Source organism: Dyadobacter sp. NIV53 (genome assembly GCF_019711195.1).
Lineage (GTDB): Bacteria > Bacteroidota > Bacteroidia > Cytophagales > Spirosomataceae > Dyadobacter.
In genome coordinates, this window is record NZ_CP081299.1 from 4,898,278 (window position 1) to 4,917,342 (window position 19,065).

The following is a 19,065-nucleotide window of genomic DNA, read 5'->3' on the forward strand; positions in this document are numbered from 1 at the left end:
TTATTCTATCGTTTCTGCCGATATCACATCGCTATGCGATTTGAGTTATTTTTCCAAAATGCCGTCAGGCATGTAACTTTTATCAAGCTACAATTTATTACACCGCAAACTCCCTGAAAAAAAAATTCTGCAACTAAGGGGTTTTGTTTAAATCTCTACTCTATATATAACAAAGGGCAAATCCCCGCTTTGCAATGACACAGGAGCAGATAAAACAATTGGCACAAAAGTTCCTGGACGGAACAGCAACTGAAGAAGAAAAGAAGTTGCTGCACGACTGGTACGACGGACAGAACCCTGCCGTATCAGAACCTGAAACTGTGTTTACAAAAGAGGAGGAAACAGAGGAGGATTTAAAATTCCGTATGCTGGCTAACCTGAAAATATTGCAGCAACCTGTTTCGGAAAGAAAAGCAATTCCGTTTACATGGATCAGAACATTTACAAAATGGTCAACGGTTGCTGCCGCCGTTGTGATACTTGGTTTTTTCTTTTGGGTAGATAAAAACAAAACAAACACTCCTGAAACTAACACCATTTCCGTACACGCACCATTAGGAAAAACATTAGCCATAAATCTCCCCGACGGGTCGCATGTGTGGCTCAATGCAGGTTCCAGCATGACTTATCCAAAGTCATTTACAGCTAAAACCAGAGAAGTTATTTTAAAAGAGGGACAGGCATTTTTTGATATTGTCCACCAATCAAAGCGGCCATTTATTGTTCATGCCAAATCCCTGGACATCACTGTATTGGGAACCTCATTTGATGTAAAAGCTTACAAAAATGATCCTGACATAAAAGTAACGGTAAAAACAGGAAAGGTAGGAGTAACATTAATTGACAAACCCAACCAGCCTGCTATGATGCTCCTGCCCGCAGAGCAGGTGACAGTACCTGAAAAAACCGCCAAAATACAGATTACCGAAATCAGCAAACCTGCAATTGCTCCGTGGAAAGAAAATCGACTGGTATTTGAAGACGAAATGCTATCGGAAGTTTTTCGTGTCCTTGAGGAGAAAATACAATCAGCATATTATTGTAGATAAAGAAGGATTATCATCAGAAAAGATTTCGCTTACACTGGACAATCAACCTATGACGGATGTTCTGAAAGTTTTAAGCTTTTCGAAAAAATTTAATTATTCACAACTAAACGACAGCACGATAGTAGTCAGATAAAAACTAAAAAAACGGGCCGGTTTTCAAGGAAAGCAGGTTCACAAAAAACCGGGAACACGGCAAATGTCCCCGGCCAAAGATTTCCTTCTGCTAAGACATGCTTCGAACCATAGATAGCAGGAAAGGAAGAGAGTTTAACAGGTCAACCATTAAACATCAAAACAAATATGGTGAATAATTACCATAAGGGATTCCCCTTACTCAAAAAATGTATGCGCATTTCTACGCTTATTTTAGGTATAAACCTGCTTAGCACGGCCCTGTTGATGGCCGGCACGAGCGAGGCGCAGCGTCTTACAATGGATATCAGGCAAACAAGGGTAAAAAATGTTTTCAAACAGATTGAACAACAAGCCGGAGTAACTTTTGCCTATGATGAAAAACTGATCCGCAATGCTCCGCAGGTCACACTTTATGTAATGGGATTGCCAATACCTGATATTCTGGAACTTATCGAAAAACAGACTTCCCTGGAATTCAGGCAGGTTGGCAAGATGATTGGCGTTACTGAAAAATCCAGAATGGAGAAAGACAGGGAAGCCAGGGAACCGGTTGTCCATACAGTTCTTCGCCCGGTAAAAGGTAAAGTGACCGATGAAAAAGGTGAGCCGCTGCCTTCTGTTTCTATTCGGGTAAAAGGAACAACCGGCGGAACAATGACGGATCTGAATGGCGATTTCATTATTGATGTCGCAGGTGATGAATCCATTCTGATATTCAGTTTCATTGGATTTGTAGCTCAGGAAATCATGGTCGGTTCACGTTCATCTGTGGAAATTCAGTTGCAGCCGGATGTATCGACACTATCCGAACTCGTTGTGACCGGTTACAGTTCTCAACGCAAAAAGGATTTGATCGGGGCCGTTTCCGTGGTAGATGTGGATCAACTTAAGCAAACTCCCGACGGGCAGGTAGCCAACCAGTTACAGGGACGTGCTTCCGGTGTTACCATTTCAGGATCAGGACAGCCTGGCCAGCCGCCACAGATCAGTATACGCGGCTTAAATACTTTTGGAAATAATTCGCCTCTTTATGTTGTTGACGGAGTACCAACACTCAGTATTGCAGATCTGAATACGAATGATATTGCTTCCATGCAGGTATTGAAAGATGCCGGATCAGCTTCCATTTACGGTTCAAGGGCGGCAAATGGGGTTATCATTATTACAACGAAAAAAGGAAAAGACAAAGTAAAGGTCTCTTACAGCGCCTGGTATGGTATGCAAACCCCTCCGGGTGGAAATGTATGGAATACGCTGAACCCGCAGGAGCAGGCACAATTGAAATTCAACGTTCAGAAAAATACCGGATCGGCCGTTGGTGACGATCAGTATGGCTATGGCACTACACCTGTTCTTCCTGATTATATATTGCCAACCGGTGCCAGGGAAGGCGACCCGGATACTGATCCTTCTTTGTATTACGTCAATCCGAACTATACTTCTGTAGATGATTTCAACACTTTTAACCAGATCGTTAAAGCCAATAAAACAGGTACGGACTGGTTTCACGAAATATTCAAAAAAGCACCATCAACCAGTCACAACATCTCATTAAGTGGCGGCAGTGACCAGGGTAGTTATATGTTCTCAATGAACTATTTCAATCAGCAGGGTGCTTTGACGAATACGTATCTGAAACGATATACTTTACGTTCCAACAGTCAGTATAATATTGGAAAGCATATCAGGATTGGCGAAAATCTTGCTTATTCTATTTCTGATAATCCTAAAACTGCTGTATCAGACGGTGGTTCTGCTATTGCATTTTCATTCCGGATGCAGCCTATTATTCCGGTTCATGATATTATGGGAAATTATGCAGGAAGCCGTGCCACGGGAATGGGTGATGCATTTAATCCGGTTGCTATGCGTGATCGTACCCGCTATAACAAAGGACAGGACAACAGGTTATTTGGGAATGTATTTGCAGAAGTTGACCTGTTTAAATACTTCACTTTACGTACCAGCTTAGGAGGAGAAAATTATTCAGGAAGATGGAGTTCTTTTGATTTTCCAAGTTATGAAAACAAGGAAAATACCAATACGAATACGTACAACGAAGGGTCTTCATCGGGCTTCAACTGGACCTGGACCAATCTTGTTACTTTTCATAAAACTTTCCGGAAACATGAACTGACTGTTATTGCAGGAACTGAGGCATATAACAATAAAGATTACAGCGTTGGAGGAAGTACGCAAGGTTACTTTTCCTTTGACCCTAATTATATGACTCTTGGAACAGGATCGGGAACCAGATCCAATTATAGTGACCGTGGATCTGATGCTTTATTTTCCTTAATTGGCCGTGTCGATTATATCTATAATGACAAATATTTATTTGGTGCTACCATAAGAAGAGACGGAGCTTCAAAGTTCATTAACGAGCGATACGGTATATTTCCGGCAGTAAGTGCTGGCTGGCGTATTTCCCAGGAAAATTTCATGAAAGGAATAAGCTGGCTGGACGACCTGAAAATACGAGCGAATTACGGTGTAATGGGAAATCAGATCAATGTCAGTACAGGTAATCCATTTACAACTTATAGCTCTAACCGCCGCAGTTCTTATTACGATTTGAACGGAACCGGAGGCTCAGGCGCTGTTGAAGGTTTTGAGAAATCACATATAGGAAATCCTGATGGAATATGGGAAAAAGATATTAGTACCAATTTTGGTATAGATGCTACTTTCTTTAAAGGCAAACTGGACGTGATCGCCGATTATTACATTAAAGATATTAAGGATCTGCTATTCGCTCCGTCATTGCTCGGAACGGCTGGCGGCGGAGCGCCTCCATCTGTGAACATAGGCCGGATGAAAAATAAAGGAATTGATTTACAAATTAATTCCAGGATTGATATTACAGGGGATTTAAAATTGAATGCAACACTGACCTTTACTTCTTACAATAATAAAATCCTGAAAGTAACCAATGGCGCTAATTATTTTGATCAGGATGGCCGTGGATTTGACGGTGCTTCTATTGTCAGAAATCGCGTTGGAAATTCAATCGGACAGTTTTTTGGTTATAAAGTAATTGGTTTCTGGAATTCTGAGGAGGAAATAGCCACTGCTAATGCACTCGCTGTGGCACAAACCGGAGACCCGAATGCAGTGTTTCAGGATGGGGCAGCACCCGGACGTTTTCGATATGAAAATAATAGCGGCGACGGACAAATCACGTCCGCCGACCGTACGATGCTGGGCAATCCGAATCCGGATTTCAGCTATGGCTTAAACCTTGGCTTTAATTACAAACGATTCGATTTCAGTCTATTTATGTATGGTGTACAGGGTAATGAGGTCTGGAACCAGACACTCTGGTGGAGCGATTTCAACTCTTCACGTTCTGGTGCAAAAAGTAAAACAGCACTTTATAATTCCTGGACCCCCGAAAATCACAATGCCAAAGCACCGATTCAGGAAAACAACAGTTCATTTAGTACGATCAATGTTCCCAATTCTTATTTTGTTGAAAACGGATCGTACCTGAGAGCTAAAAATATCCAGATCGGCTATGCTTTTTCACCCGCATTTCTGAAAAAAATCAAGACCCAGCAATTGCGTGTTTACCTGCAGGCCACTAATCTATTCACTATTACAGGTTATTCCGGACTTGATCCGGAAATCAGTAAAAATACGGACGGACCTCAAACCGTATTTGGTATAGACGAAGGTTCTTATCCTGCTTCCAGACAATATACAGTTGGGCTTAATCTTACATTTTAATTTTCCAAAGAGACATAATATGAAAAAGTCAATTCAATATATGGTCGTTCTTTGCATGATGACCTGTCTTCCGGTTTTGCAATCCTGTAAAGATGATTTTTTGGATAAACCGGTTCAGGGTGCACTGGGCGATGGTGTACTTGCCAACGAAAAAGGAATAGACGCACTTTTGACCGGAGCTTATGCAGCACTTGACGGCCAGGGCGATTTTACAGGCGGAAGTGGCTGGGAATCAGCTCCTGACAACTGGATTTATGGAGCCATAGCCGGCGGCGATGCGCACAAAGGAAGTGATGGTGGTGACCAAACCCCGATTAATGCCATTGCTACATTCAGCACAGGAGGCGATAATGGTTTTTTTGATACTAAATGGAAAGCTTTATACGAAGGTGTTGCCAGGACAAACAGTGTGTTAAAATTACTGGCTACACTTACAGAGATGCCGGAAGCAGATAAGAAAAACGTTGAAGCGCAGGCCAAATTCCTGAGGGCACATTATTATTTTGAATTAAAGAAAATGTGGAATATGGTTCCCTGGATCGATGAAACGACTACGAACTATAACCAGTCAAACGATCAGGATATCTGGCCAATGATCGAAGCGGATTTCAAACTTGCTTATGAAAATCTGCCCGCAACACAATCGCAGGTTGGCCGGGCTAACAAATGGGCGGCAGGAGCATATCTTGCCAAAACCTATTTGTATCAGCATAAAGACGCTTTGGCTATTCCTGTTTTTACCGACGTAATTACAAACGGTGTAACAACAAACGGGTTGAAATATGACCTTGTTGCTTATAAGGACAATTTCGATGCGGCTACTAAAAACAATGCTGAATCCGTATTTGCGATACAAATGGTTGCGAATGACGGAACGCTCGATATTACCAATGCCAATCAGGGCGGAATGCTGAACTTCCCGTATGGAACCGGTGCTCCGTTTGCCTGCTGTGGATTTTACCAGCCTTCGCAGGTTTTGGTTAATACATTCAGAACAGACGCCAATGGCCTTCCTTATCTGGACGATTACAATGCGCATGCCGTAAAAAGTGATAAAGGGCTTAATTCTGAAACAGCATTTACACCGGATGCCGGAACGCTCGATCCGCGCCTGGACTGGACAGTTGGCCGTCGAGCCATTCCTTACCACGACTGGGGATTGTTTCCGGGAATGGATTGGGTACGTGATCAGTCTTATGCAGGGCCATATGCACCTAAAAAGAATATCCACAGACAAAAAAACCAGGATATTTATGCTGATTTGAGTTCCTGGGGACCGGGTAATGCGATCAATGTATTGGTCATCCGTTTTGCAGATGTGTTATTAATGGCCGCCGAAGCAGAAACGGCAGCAGGAAGTGTGGCAAAAGCGGAAGAATATGTAAACCGTGTAAGAAACAGGGCCGCGGATAAAACGGGATGGCTTTACAAATATATCAGTGACGCCAATCCTTTAGGCGGATTTTCGACTACACCAGCTGCTAACTACACAATCAAACCATATCCTGCGGGGTCTCTTGCTGCAAAAGGAAAAGATTATGTGCTGAAAGCAATTTATTATGAGCGTGATATTGAACTTGCGATGGAAGGCCACCGGTTTTTTGACCTGGTTCGCTGGGGAATTGCTGAAAAGCAGCTGACTTCATTTTTCGGATACGAATCAAAAGTCACGACTGACCTTGCAGGAGGTAAATTTATTACCGGGAAGAATAATTATTATCCGATTCCTCAGGCAGAAATCGACAGAAGTGTGGAGAACGGAGTTGCAAAGCTAAAACAAAATCCTGGGTATAACTGATTGCGTTTTTCTTTTGTTCGCTGTTCGCAAATCGCGAACAGCGAACAAAATTTTATGACTTTCATGATCAGATCACCCTCAGGCTTTCATCATAAAACCCCTTCCATACATCTACAATTTCTTCCATAGTCTCCGGCGGTTCGGCCAGATAAGCCTGTATTTTAACAAGATTCTCCGATCTTGAGCCCGTTTCGGCACACTTTACAAGATCTACCAGCAACTTATCAATTTCTACGGAATCTTCCAGCCAGTTTTTGCTGTATTTGGTATACCAGTTTTCGTTTAAAAAAACATAACCATCATATCTGTAAGCATCCGAAACACCGTATTTGTCGATAACAATTGGTTCTGTCGGTCTTTCCTTATCTAAATCCTTATCACTGAAAAGCTCTCGTCCATCACCAATCAGGGCTATAAATCTGTTCGTCATTGTCATAATCTCAGGGTTTATTTCGGGTAAATCGTTCTCTGGCAATGATCGTAAATTATCATGCCGACATAACGGATTTCGTTTCGTATCAGTGTAATTTTCAGTTTTTTCCAATTGATAACCAACCTTTTCCAAATATCCTGAGTTCTTTATATTCTTGTATTTTCGTCAGAAGAACGCCGAAAAGAATGACTGCAAGTCCGATTACCTGCATGGTCGAAAATGTTTCACCAATAAATAACCAGCCAGCAAAAACAGCGACAACCGGATTTACATAAGTATGCGTCCCTACCAATGCAGGCGGACGAATAGTTAGCAACCATGTAAATGCCAGAAAAGCAACCATTGAACCCATGGTAATCATATAGGCCAGACCACCCCAGGCTTGCAGTGAAATATGATCAGGAGAAAAACGGCTCCACTCGCCGGTTGGGAATGCCAGAAATGCGCTGAATATTCCCGCAGCTATCAATTGGATACTCGTAACCATGGTATTCGAATAAGCTTCCGTATTCACTTTCTTTCCATATAAAGAACCGCCAACCCACAAAACGGCACTTAAAAGCAAAACCAGGTTTCCAATCAGTTCCATACCATTTGTTTCCGTATGTGATGCGGAAGAAGAGGAAAACAGAACAAGCCCGGCAAAACCAATGCACAAACCGGCGATAATTAGTTTTTGAGAAAAATAAAACCGCCAGAGTTTTCTTTCAAACAAAATATATAAAAATGGTTCGCATGCAATTACTGTTGCTGCATGCCGCTTCCAATATATTGTTCAGCCCAGGTAACCAGGCCAGAACCGCCAACCAATGCAACCGTACCGCTTATGGCCGATGGAACAACAATATCCAAAGGCGGAACTTTATATCCTTTTATTTTACAATAAGTAAAAAGTAAAATTCCGGCAATGAAAAAACGGAAAGCCGACAATACAAATGGAGGAAATCCCTGTAAAGTGTATGCAATAGCCAGGTAGGTTGTTCCCCAAACAATGTAAATGGCTATAAAAGCCATCGTTACTTTCCATTGCGGTATGGTTTCCACTTGTACCATTTTTGAATTTTTTACGTTCTAATTTTAATATGATAGTAAAAATATATTAATTTTATTACTATCAAAAATTATTTAACTAGTTATAATAAAAATGTCAATACTGCGAACTCTTGAAACAATGACTCTGGACGGCGGTGCTTTGCCATTTCATTTTATCAATACGGTCCGGGACAGAAAGGTGGAGCATGTCCACAATTACCTTACCAGCTACCAGGATATTATCACATGGTGCCGGCGACTGAAATTGATGGAAGAACCTGAGCTGGAAAAATTAAGAAATTACGCTTTGAACAACAACGAAGAGTCCGAAAAAGCATATAATAAAGCCATCGGCCTGCGTGAAATTATGTATGATCTTTTTTCAGCCATAGCTGCCAGCCAAAAACCTGATGCTGCAATCCTGAAAAAATTCAATGGTTATTTGTCAGAAGCTTTGTCAAAAATCAGCCTTACGTTTGATCATGAAAAGTTTCCTTTTGAGATTGATCGTGTTACTATTCAGCTGGATAAACCAATTTGGATAGTATTAAAAGATACGTATAGGCTGCTCAATGAAGACGACAGAAACAGAATGAAAGAATGCAAAAAGTGTGGCTGGATTTTTCTGGATCACACCAAAAACAATACTAAATTATGGTGTAATCCACTGATCTGCGGAAGTACGTCAAAAGCAACACGATATTACCACAATAAAAAACGTGGATCGGCAGATGCGAAAATTAAGATTTGATGCATCTGAAACAGAACAGCTGGCGATTGTGTTATTGAAAATAAATTACTAAAATGATCAGAATCTCCACTTTGCCCCTCATCACAAACGCTGAACAATTTCATGCTGCAAAACAGATTTTGCTGGTTGATGTCCTGTATGTTGGCGATGCGCCACGGGCCATGCGTGAATTTGTCAAAGCCAATCACGGAGGATTTGTTTATGAAAAAAATACGTATCTGCCGATCACGCTCACAGGCAATCCCGATAGCCTGATTGCCAATGCAGAAAAAGGAATTCTTTTTAAATTTGACAAAGGTTTTCAAAGTTTGTATACGCTCGAAAAGAATCTGGATGCCGCCATCTGGCATAAGAAATTGTACGATCTGTCGGATTATGCCGGTCAGCAGGAAATTGGTTTTGAGCAGGAAGTTGATTTTATAATTGGCAGGTATTTGTCGGGGTACAAAGAATATCCGAAACCTGAAACAACACTTTTGAAGGTACCTGCAAAATTACCGGTTATCGGAACAAAGGCAATGAAAGGGCTTAGGCCGGTTGGGAAATGACTTTTTTATTCATATTTCAATTTTCATATATATAATTTCCCCGGAATTCATTCCGGGGAAATTATAATGGACGGTGCAATGGTTTTTTTATTTGGCAGGAACCCTCTACTTACTCTGAAATCAATACTGACCACTAACTTCTTCAATCCTGATCAGGTTAAAATCGTAATCCAGTACATTCAGCAGGTATTCTTCCTGAACCTGATAAGCCTGTTGAATAGCCGCAAAAAATTCAAGATAACCCGCTTCACCATTTCGGTAAGACGATAATGCAGTTTCCCGAATCAGTTCGGCCTGTGGCAATGCATAAGACTGGTAATAATCCAGATTAGCAGATAAATTACGTTGCCTCTCAGCCAGGGTATTCAGTTCGGTTGTAATTTGCTGACTTGTATATTCGAGCGTCGTTTGCTGGATATGTTCCTGAATTTTCAAAGCCTGGATTTTAGCTTTCTGCGCTTTGGTAAAAATATTGACCGAGATGCCTGCATGTACAACATTATAATTGGAAGACTTCGCAATCGACTGATTGACATAACCGATGCGCCAGTCGGGTAAGCCGCTTTTTTGCTGCAATTTCGTCTGGATCTGACTGTTAGTGATATGTTGCCGCAATAAACCAACTATTGGATTATCGTCGGTATTTAGTGTAGCAATTGCGTTGGCGGCAGAGATTCGTTTGAAAACAGTTCCCGTATCAATACGTATACTATCATTGGTTTGTAACAAAAGACGCAACGAAGCATAATGTATGAGTTGTTCACGCCGTGCATAACGGATTCGCTGTAGCATTTGCTGGTATTTACTTTGGGCGGATACAGATTCAAGCCGGTTCGTTTCACCTGTTTTAAAACGTATATCAGCGCTTCTTGCCGATTCTGCAAAAAGAACGCTTTGCTGATCCAGAATGGTCAGAAGTTTTTGATCATAAATCAGCTGGTAATAAGCACGTTTCACTTCATTGGAAAGACGCAACCTGTTCGAATTCAGTTGATATTCACTTGTTTTTACATTTCCTTCTGCCAGTTGTTTTTGGGTTTTGTAAACACTTAACGGAGAAAAAGACTGAATTGCAGTAGCTGTGTAATCATTTTGCCTGGCCTGAGTCTGTCCATATTGTACGTCAAGCGTAGTTTTGGGTGGATCAAAAGAAGCAGAAATCAAAGCTTCCTGCTGACTTACCTGCTGCTGTCCGGCCCTAATCAGTAAATTTTGTTTAGCCGCTTCCTCAACCGCCTGATCCAGAGTCACAATGCGCTGTGCCTGAACCGAAATGCGAGGAACAAAGAACAAAAATATACCAGCAAAAAAATCCTGGCCGGCCGGGAACTCATTTTTAATCCTATTCTGATTTGCCCACACAAACTACCCATATCTTCTTTTTTCAATTGATTAATATAACTGGTGAGTACCCTATCATTCATCATTGTCGAAGCACAAAGTGCAACAAACCCGGCCACGCTTGAATGATGTAAATTTTCAAACTGTCTTTTGGCAAAGAAACATACATTTCACGAATATCTTTTCAGCTCATTCTTACATATACATTTCGAATCACATCAACGCTATAGTCCTACGGTCAGGCGATCCTACGGTCAGGCGACCCTGCGGCAGGCGATCCTGCGGCAGGCGATCCTGTCTGAATATTGACCAACGAAGTTATCAATCCCAAAACTAAAACCCTTATCAACGTTCTACACGTAAACCTTTTCCCCTTCCCAGCATAGTATTTTTTTCAGTTACCACCAATCATAACTTAACACCTGCTATTTTTAGACAGTATTACAGGATTAAGATCACACAGCAGAAGAGAATCAACACTTCAAAATCAATAATGACCAACGAACAGACAGCGATTAAAGCGACCTATTTCAGTATTATTGGCAATACAGTATTAGCAATTATCAAGGGACTGGCCGGTTATTTTGGAAATTCTTACGCATTGGTAGCCGATGCCATTGAGTCAACCAGTGATATTTTTGCGTCTTTCCTGGTCCTGTTCGGGATTAAATATTCAAACAAACCGGCAGACGAAGATCATCCGTACGGGCATGGACGTGCAGAGCCCCTGGTAACATTTCTGGTCGTTGGTTTCCTGATCACTTCCGCCATCATCATCGCCTACGAAAGTATCCAGAACATCCGGACGCCTCACAAATTACCGCATGCCTGGACGCTGGCCATACTTGGAGCCATCATTGTCTGGAAAGAAATGTCGTACCGGCTCGTATTAAAAAGGAGCATAGAAGCAAATAGTTCATCCCTGAAAGCAGACGCGTGGCACCACAGGAGCGACGCTATTACATCCGTTGCTGCATTTATCGGTATTTCCATTGCACTGGTACTCGGCAAAGGTTACGAAGCAGCAGACGACTGGGCAGCACTTTTTGCCGCAGGATTCATTCTTTACAATAGTTATGGTATTTTTCGTCCGGCATTGGGCGAGATCATGGACGAAAACCTGTACGACGACCTTATTACTGAAATCAGGAAAGTATCGCTGGAAGTAGAAGGCATTACTGGTACAGAAAAGTGCCTGATCCGGAAATCCGGCATGATTTACCACGTTGACCTCCACGCCAATGTAGACGCCGATATCACCGTAAGACAAGGTCACGTAATCGCCCATCGCCTCAAAGACACATTAAAAAAAAGAATTCCGGAACTTGGAAATATATTGATACATATTGAGCCGGATGAGTGAAGTTTTATTCAGATACCTATTTTTTTAAAGGAGATTTCTTAGTTTTTCTTATTCCGATTTATTGATTCTCAATTGTGGCAAAACGTTTAGAACGCCGTCTTACTTTAGTTAAACAATAGATGGCAATAAGAGGTAGAAATCTGAACTTTGTAATGGAATGAAAACCAAAAAATACACCACTAATCAAATAAGCCCTGATTCATATCAATTTTATAAAATAAACCAAAATGTAGAAATAATCGACTCTTATACATTTTTCAGTACCGGACCAAAAGGGAAAATTGAGCTTCGTATATTAATTACCATAGACCTCTCCGAATCAAACATCGGAATATACAATTTAGCTTTTGGAGTATGGGATCCTGTTTTAAAAGATCTTGACGATAGAATAGAAACTAAAAACAATGACATGGATCAAATACTTGCTACAGTAGGAGAAACAGCTATCAATTTTGTTCTAAAAAACCCCCTGGCTTATTTATATGCTCAAGGGAGTACTTCAATAAGAACTAGAAAATATCAAATGGGTATTCTAAAATATTTCCCCGAAATCCCTCTAAACTTGGGTATTTATGGAATTATTAATAATAACTCAGGCACAATGACTCTTGAAAACTTTCAAGTTGGAATAAATTACCATGCGTTCTTGTTATACAGCAAATGATTTGTAAATTTGATCATATAGTAAATTTAATTATATGTCTGTAACAACCTCAAAAGATAAAAGTAGCAAGCAAACTAAATCTGCTTTGACATATACTGTGGCAGAAAGAATTACTACGGTAGAAAAAAAATAAACCAAATGAGAGAAACTTTAAAAAAGCTTTCTTTTCCACTTGAATCACTTCGTAAATAAATACAGCTCTGATCGTCTGATTTCTTTTAAAACCTCTGGCTCTACTCGTTTCCTATTTCCTTTTGGCTAAATTACTATTTATCAAAATCCACTTTCCCAATCGCCTTCCCCCAATACTTCCCTAAAACACCCACACCTTCTTCATTAGGATGCAGATAAAATGTCCCTGCCTGACCATTTTCAGGCTTAAATAACCGAACAGCATGCTTTTTGAAGTATTTAAAAGCCTTCGTATCCCCTTTAAAAACCCGCCCGGGCTCCGATTTTTTATACTCTGAAACCAATTCATCAATTTCCGGAATATAGCTTTTCATCCTTTCCAGCCCCTCCTTCAAATATTTCGAACTGTTATAAGTATTCTCACTATACCAAATCGGATGATGAATGATCACCTTGCTGCCCGGATATCTGATAAGCAATTCTGAAATAATGGTTTGCATATTTTTCTTGTACTGCTCCTTGGAAACCGGTGAACCATTTGGCCCTTCAATCGCGCTGTCATTCGTGCCCAGTTTCATCGAAAACAGCAATTGATGATCCTTTTGAGCATATAAACTGTCAGCAGCTTTGGTAGCCAACACAAACAATTTACCACCATTTGTCTGGCGCGACCCGGTCTGGCGCGACCCGGTCTGGCGCGACCCGGTCTGGCGCGACCCGGTCTGGCGCGACCCGGTCTGGCGCGACCCGGGAAGCCAATCGACCGTAGTCGAACCACTCCTTCCCACATTTACAAAACTTAAATCCCCAACTTCCTTTTGTTCTTTCAAAAAATTAACCGCATGCGTTGGAGGTGGAAGTCCCTTGTCACCGCCTTTGCCCTGCGTGATGCTGTTGCCAATAAACACAATGGCGAGGTTGGTTTTGTTCTGGGCGTTTGTGAGCGTGGTAAGAGTTAGAAAAAGAAGGGAAATGAAGAAAGTGGTTGTTGTGTTTTTCATTGGATGTTGGGTATATGTTTGGTTCAGGAAATTGTTGTTTGAAATTACGGGATTAATTGTATTGAATGGTTTGAGGGAGGAACTTTTGATTGTCTGCGGAGAATAAGTTGGTTAATCTCCGCAAATTTGCGGAGATTAGGTTCTAAGAGATATGTAGTTAATTAAAAGCAATGTTCATATTTTGATCAATACTCGCGCGATCAAAATCTAGAATCCAATCATTGTACGTGTCGTAAATAGGCAGTAGCGTTGCCTTATCCGATGCTATAATATCTAGTCCACGATCATCGTACATATGAAATATGATTTTTTTATTAATGTTTAAAAAAAACACCTGCTTACTTGATAAAAATCCGTAGCTAGGCTTTCTTGGAGGAAAATCTACATGAGAAATAGCCGTCAAAATATTTTTGTAATTGCATCTATCGACTGATAACCGCACAATAGCTTGATTTCGAATATCCGCCAGGTCTTCTGATTCGTAAAACCACTTTATTTTGGAATATGCAACCTCCTTCTTTTGTAAATTCTTTATTTGCTTAAAACAGTAATTAGGGAAACGGATCTTCTTCCGTTTGTATTTAAAATCCAGCAAGACCAAGTACACCTCATCAGTTTGACTGAATGCTGCCTCAAACAGTGCTGAAGCCCGCCTAACACATTCTATAAAGTATTCGTCTGTGTCAGTTGCTCCCACTTGCAAATCAAATCTTAAACCAATATCCCAATTGTAGAATAAAGGTTGCCGGATTTTTAGCCCATTGAAATTTGCATCGAGGAACTCTATGCATTCTTGTTTTATAGTCATAGTTTTTTAATTCAAAGCATTAATTATACCATACTTTGCCCCGTATTCTTTCACTGTCTGTCGAAAGGCCGGAGTTATTCTAGAAGCCAACAATTTCACATATTCTTCTTTGGCCTTTTCATTCAAATTATACTCTCCATAAATAATAATCCGAGCCAACGGGGACGACACAATATCTTCTTTATCCAAATTATGGATTAAATTTTCCCTTGTTGAAAAGCTCTTAAAGTAAGGCAAAATATAGTCTCTGAGGTTTTGACGCATTTTATCGACAATTAATTCCTCCATAGTCTCTTCATTTAACTCAAACCAAACGTCTCCTTCGCCTGTCAAGCTACCAATTCTCTTTCTTATTGCACATACAAGCTCAGTTGGAAAACTTGGAGTATCGTCATCGTGATAATTGTACATAATATTCCAGTACTCAGGAATGAAGATGCCTACATTAGTCGTAAAACTGATGTGATCCTTTGAGGAAAAAGAACTCTTTTGAAGATTCACAATGTGTCCAAAATCCTGTATTTGAAGATAGAAATTATTTCCTTTCTTCTTAAAACCCAATGGTTTCAATATCTCTTGGAAGCCTGATTTAACAATGCGCTCAAACTTCATTTGTGTCTCCGTTTTCATACTTTACTGACTTAGCCATTTAGATCATGAAGTTTAAATTAAAGATTGGGAAAGGATCAACAATACCTTCTCCTCACTCACCCAACCGCCATCTTAGCCGTCTCCTTCCACATATAATGCGGAATCGGTTCCTGCAATTCCCAGTGAATGCTCATTGGTTTCGAGCCGTAATGATCCTGGTAATTTGCCAACCCCAAGAATACAAAAGCGATCGTATTTCCAAATTCATCCTTGTTTCTTTCTCTTACACATAACAAAATTGATTTGTCAGTTTCCCGTTGCCTGATGTATGAAAGCCCCTTCCCCATTTCAGGACGAGCTTCATTTTGAGATTGCCAATGGAACAACTTTTCACTTACCGCATAATCGTCATATAAAGTTGTCGGTGAATAGTTTTGTTCCGTTTTTTCCAATGTCACAAAAAGCAGTTCGGTATTCTTATACGGCAAATTTGCTACACCTTCCCTGTTGCTTGACTTCCTCTCAAAGGTGTTATCTCCAAATGCAGCCAAAATCTGATCTTTTGTATACCGGCTATGTACTTTTAAAGGCTGCGCATATGGCAAATCAATTTCTACTTCGAGGTGAGCGATTTTGTCAATAAGAAATTCCAGAACTTCGATAATCTCGTTTACCAATGTTGGATTTTCTCCGATCTTCTTAATACTATCTTGAAGATTTTCTGCTCCTCCGCTGGTTTGCCAAACGTCATAATGCAACATGGTGAGCATTAGGTTTTCCGATTCATTGAAGTCAGTTACATTAATCTGAAAGTTGTTTCTTGCCAGTTTTAGGATAAATGACAAGTAGCTATAAGAATTGCAACAAAGCCACTTCCTTTCAATCGCGCGTTTTATTTCTAATTCATTTACGGACGAAAAGTCTGCGATTTGATTTGCAAAAAAACATAACCTACTCCAAGTACCTCTTTTATAAATGGCCTGAATGGGAATATGATAAAATTCCGTAAAGTTTTTTAGTGTTAAAGGTAATGTCGTTTGATGCTTGTAATTAACTATTTTGTTGACCAACTGTTTGCTATTGAGCTGTGTAGCCAATTTAATATTTTGCAAAATAAATTCTTTGGCTTTCTTTTCCAGGACAATAGAGCAACCCAATGGCAGATGTGGAAAATCGCGTTCCAACTCTTCCTTTGTGGAAGTATTGGTTTTGCCAATCAGTGCTCTGAATTTGCCTTCGAAATCATATTCTGGTCTCGCGTTACCTACAAAATCCAGAACTGTCAGACATTCTTTTCCTTCGGACAGACGCAATCCTCTTCCTAATTGTTGCAAAAATACGGTTAAGCTTTCTGTTGGTCTCAAAAACAAAACGGTGTCCAGTTCAGGTATGTCTACGCCTTCGTTGAAAATATCAACCACGAATAGATAATTGATTTCTTTTTTCAAGAATTTGGATTTAATTGTTGACCTCAACTCTTCTCGCTCATTTCCGCTAACCAAATATTCTGCCTTCAATCCGGCGAGTAAAAACTTCTCTGCCATGTAAGAAGCATGTTCTTTTGTGATACAAAATCCTAACGCACGAACATCTTCATAATCAGTTAAATAATTTTTACAATGATTAATTATTTCCCCAACTCTTATATCGTTGTTTGTGTAAATTTTGGTGAGCTCACTCGGCAAATAACGTCCATTTTGCCAAAAAGCACTGGAAAGATCAATGCTGTCGCTTATTCCGAAATATTGAAACGGACAAAGCAGTTTCCGATTTAATGCTTCGGGAAGTCGTATTTCAGCTGCAATGGTATGACAGAAATCGTCAAGTATATCCGCACCATCCATCCGTTCTGGAGTAGCAGTTAGACCTAACAATATTTTAGGCTTGAATTTATCCAGAATTGGCCGATAGCTTTTTGCTGCAATGTGATGCACTTCGTCAATAATGATAAAGTCATAATAACTTTCAGAAAGTAAAAGATCTTCAATTTTATTATTCAGCGTCTGAATAGAAGCGAAAACGGCTTCGTAACGATCCGGTTCTTGTCCATCTACCCAAAATTCTCCAAAATTATTATCCCGTAGAATTCCAGCAAAAGTTGCTCTCGCTTGTTGTAAAATTTCCTTTCGATGTGCTAGGAAAAGCAGTTTCGCATTGGGCTTTGATTTTAAAAATCTTTTGAAGTCGAATGCAGAAATGACGGTTTTACCTGTTCCAGTAGCAGCAACAAGAAGATTTCTGTTCCTGTTATGAATGGATCGCTCCGTCTCTAATTTTTCCAAAATCTCTTCCTGAAATGGAAAGGGCTTTAAATCGAAAAACGATGCAGGACCATTTAGATCTTTATTCTTTTGTCTCTTTAATGCGATTTTGAGTTTTTCATTATGTTCACCCAGCTGAAAATTTTCAAATTCACTATCCTGCCAATACGTTTCGAAAGTCTTTGCAAACTTGTCAATGATATGACCCACTTCTTGGGTAGTGACTTTCAGATTCCATTCCAAACCGCTTGTTAATGCACTTCTAGACAAATTGGATGAACCAATATAGCCGGTGTGAAATCCCGTATCTCGGAAAAACAAATAGGACTTGGCATGAAGCCGCTCGTTTTCGGTGTTGTAGGAAATCTTTACTTGTGTATTGGGCAAACCTGCTAAAAACTCAACGGCTTTGAGGTCTATAGCACCCATGTAGGAAGTTGTGATTACTCTTAACTGATTACCTCGACGGGTAAATTCTTCAAGTTCTTTTTTGAATATTATAATCCCGGTCCATTTGATAAATGAAACCAGAAAATAAATTTTATCTGCTGAAAGGATTTCTTTCCTTAATTCGCTTTCCATTGAAACACCCACATTGGATCCCGTGAATAGTTCGCTTTGTCCCAGACATGTGTAAGGTGTAATCTCTTTAAGATGTTTGTCAAAGTCAGAGAAAGAAGCATCAATTTTAGAAAATACCGCATTTAATATTCTACCGTTTACCTCAATTAAATTGTCTTCAAATTCAGTATTACTAAGTTCTTCACGCAGTAACCGTATGATTTTATTCGCGAGTTCAATCTGGCGTTCAACTGCACCTTCTCCATCGATCGACCTTAATGCAATATTGATCACTCCGCCCACATACTGACTTAAAACTTTCGCTACCTCACTTTTTTCAACAATAGTTTCTTTAATGAAAAATTGCTGTTTATCAATACTTTCTAATTTGGACGAAATCAGTTTGGTGATGAGTTGTTCGTAAAGTCCTTGTTGCATGAATTAGAAGGGGAAATTTTGGAAGCCAAAAGCTACAACAAATTCACCCCAAAGCCAACCCAATATACGCCAGATGATGCTTCACATGCCAGATGGACGAGGTCAAGGCTTGTTTTTGGTTGAACCAAATTTTCCGGACCGGGTGAAAGTAAGTGATATTCGGTAATTGCTTTCTTCATCCGGAAATACTGAACAAACAGCATGTCAGCCACGTGGTGTACAATATAGCTGAAAAAGTCTTGCCACGAATACACTAATGTGCACGAACAATATCCAAGAAATTCGGACATTCGTTGCAAAACTTTTCAGCCAAAATTATAATTCATTATAAGCTAGTAATCAACAAGTTAACAAACATATCTGGAAGACTCAAAACCCACTCCCGGAACCATTTTTGGTTAACATGCTGTTAGTCAATGTACCTTCGGAA

At 40.2% G+C, this 19,065-nt stretch carries 17 protein-coding genes; 8 read left to right on the top strand and 9 right to left on the bottom strand.

Annotated features, from left to right (window positions below; all coding sequences use genetic code 11):
• Nucleotides 1-194: 194 nt before the first annotated feature.
• The 4 genes from KZC02_RS20145 to KZC02_RS20160 all read left to right on the top strand — a co-directional run bounded on the left by KZC02_RS20145 (nt 195) and on the right by KZC02_RS20160 (nt 6,711).
• Nucleotides 195-1,049: a FecR family protein gene (locus tag KZC02_RS20145; RefSeq protein ID WP_221390339.1), complete on the top strand. Its 855-nt coding sequence runs from the start codon at nt 195-197 to the stop codon at nt 1,047-1,049.
• Nucleotides 1,006-1,182, top strand: coding sequence for a DUF4974 domain-containing protein (locus tag KZC02_RS33375; protein WP_409014209.1), 177 nt, complete (start codon nt 1,006-1,008; stop codon nt 1,180-1,182). Before KZC02_RS20145 ends, KZC02_RS33375 begins: the two co-directional genes overlap by 44 nt.
• Nucleotides 1,183-1,349: 167 nt before the next feature.
• A complete protein-coding gene (locus KZC02_RS20155; protein ID WP_221390341.1) occupies nt 1,350-4,913 on the top strand; it encodes a TonB-dependent receptor in 3,564 nt (1,187 codons plus the stop codon).
• Nucleotides 4,914-4,932: 19 nt separating this feature from the next.
• A complete protein-coding gene (locus KZC02_RS20160) occupies nt 4,933-6,711 on the top strand; it encodes a RagB/SusD family nutrient uptake outer membrane protein (RefSeq protein WP_221390342.1) in 1,779 nt (592 codons plus the stop codon).
• 67 nt (nt 6,712-6,778) lie between these two features.
• Here KZC02_RS20160 and KZC02_RS20165 read toward each other — a convergent pair whose 3' ends face one another.
• The 3 genes from KZC02_RS20165 to KZC02_RS20175 form a co-directional block, all read right to left on the bottom strand.
• Nucleotides 6,779-7,141, bottom strand: coding sequence for a hypothetical protein (locus KZC02_RS20165; protein ID WP_229253691.1), 363 nt, complete (start codon nt 7,139-7,141; stop codon nt 6,779-6,781).
• A 100-nt stretch (nt 7,142-7,241) separates the two neighbouring features.
• Complete coding sequence (locus KZC02_RS20170; protein ID WP_221390343.1) at nt 7,242-7,859, bottom strand: EamA family transporter; 618 nt, start codon at nt 7,857-7,859, stop codon at nt 7,242-7,244.
• A gap of 26 nt (nt 7,860-7,885) precedes the next feature.
• Nucleotides 7,886-8,197, bottom strand: a complete 312-nt coding sequence (locus KZC02_RS20175; RefSeq protein ID WP_221390344.1) for an EamA family transporter — start codon at nt 8,195-8,197, stop codon at nt 7,886-7,888.
• Nucleotides 8,198-8,288: 91 nt separating this feature from the next.
• Between KZC02_RS20175 and KZC02_RS20180 the strand changes: the two genes are divergently transcribed.
• Both KZC02_RS20180 and KZC02_RS20185 read left to right on the top strand, forming a co-directional pair.
• The gene (locus tag KZC02_RS20180; protein WP_221390345.1) at nt 8,289-8,927 is read left to right on the top strand and encodes a CGNR zinc finger domain-containing protein; all 639 of its coding nucleotides are present in this window, start codon (nt 8,289-8,291) and stop codon (nt 8,925-8,927) included.
• Nucleotides 8,928-8,980: 53 nt separating this feature from the next.
• Nucleotides 8,981-9,475, top strand: coding sequence for a hypothetical protein (locus KZC02_RS20185; RefSeq protein WP_221390346.1), 495 nt, complete (start codon nt 8,981-8,983; stop codon nt 9,473-9,475).
• Nucleotides 9,476-9,595: 120 nt separating this feature from the next.
• Here the strand turns inward: KZC02_RS20185 and KZC02_RS20190 are convergent, their stop codons facing one another.
• Nucleotides 9,596-10,768 (bottom strand): TolC family protein, encoded by a 1,173-nt coding sequence (locus KZC02_RS20190; RefSeq protein ID WP_221390347.1) that lies wholly within the window; start codon nt 10,766-10,768, stop codon nt 9,596-9,598.
• A 541-nt stretch (nt 10,769-11,309) separates the two neighbouring features.
• Between KZC02_RS20190 and KZC02_RS20195 the strand changes: the two genes are divergently transcribed.
• On the top strand, nt 11,310-12,179 hold the full coding sequence (locus KZC02_RS20195) for a cation diffusion facilitator family transporter (protein ID WP_221390348.1): 870 nt from the start codon (nt 11,310-11,312) through the stop codon (nt 12,177-12,179).
• A gap of 157 nt (nt 12,180-12,336) precedes the next feature.
• On the top strand, nt 12,337-12,843 hold the full coding sequence (locus tag KZC02_RS20200) for a DUF6934 family protein (protein WP_221390349.1): 507 nt from the start codon (nt 12,337-12,339) through the stop codon (nt 12,841-12,843).
• 266 nt (nt 12,844-13,109) lie between these two features.
• Here the strand turns inward: KZC02_RS20200 and KZC02_RS20205 are convergent, their stop codons facing one another.
• The 5 genes from KZC02_RS20205 to KZC02_RS20225 all read right to left on the bottom strand — a co-directional run bounded on the left by KZC02_RS20205 (nt 13,110) and on the right by KZC02_RS20225 (nt 18,925).
• Nucleotides 13,110-13,976: a GDSL-type esterase/lipase family protein gene (locus KZC02_RS20205; RefSeq protein WP_221390350.1), complete on the bottom strand. Its 867-nt coding sequence runs from the start codon at nt 13,974-13,976 to the stop codon at nt 13,110-13,112.
• A 157-nt stretch (nt 13,977-14,133) separates the two neighbouring features.
• Nucleotides 14,134-14,784 carry a DUF3885 domain-containing protein gene (locus tag KZC02_RS20210; protein ID WP_221390351.1) on the bottom strand — a complete coding sequence of 217 codons (651 nt, stop codon included), beginning with the start codon at nt 14,782-14,784 and terminating at the stop codon, nt 14,134-14,136.
• A gap of 6 nt (nt 14,785-14,790) precedes the next feature.
• Nucleotides 14,791-15,414, bottom strand: a complete 624-nt coding sequence (locus tag KZC02_RS20215) for a DUF4304 domain-containing protein (protein WP_221390352.1) — start codon at nt 15,412-15,414, stop codon at nt 14,791-14,793.
• Between the two features lie 77 nt (nt 15,415-15,491).
• Nucleotides 15,492-18,635, bottom strand: a complete 3,144-nt coding sequence (locus KZC02_RS20220) for a DUF3427 domain-containing protein (protein ID WP_221390353.1) — start codon at nt 18,633-18,635, stop codon at nt 15,492-15,494.
• 32 nt (nt 18,636-18,667) lie between these two features.
• Complete coding sequence (locus tag KZC02_RS20225; RefSeq protein ID WP_221390354.1) at nt 18,668-18,925, bottom strand: hypothetical protein; 258 nt, start codon at nt 18,923-18,925, stop codon at nt 18,668-18,670.
• Nucleotides 18,926-19,065 lie beyond the last annotated feature (140 nt).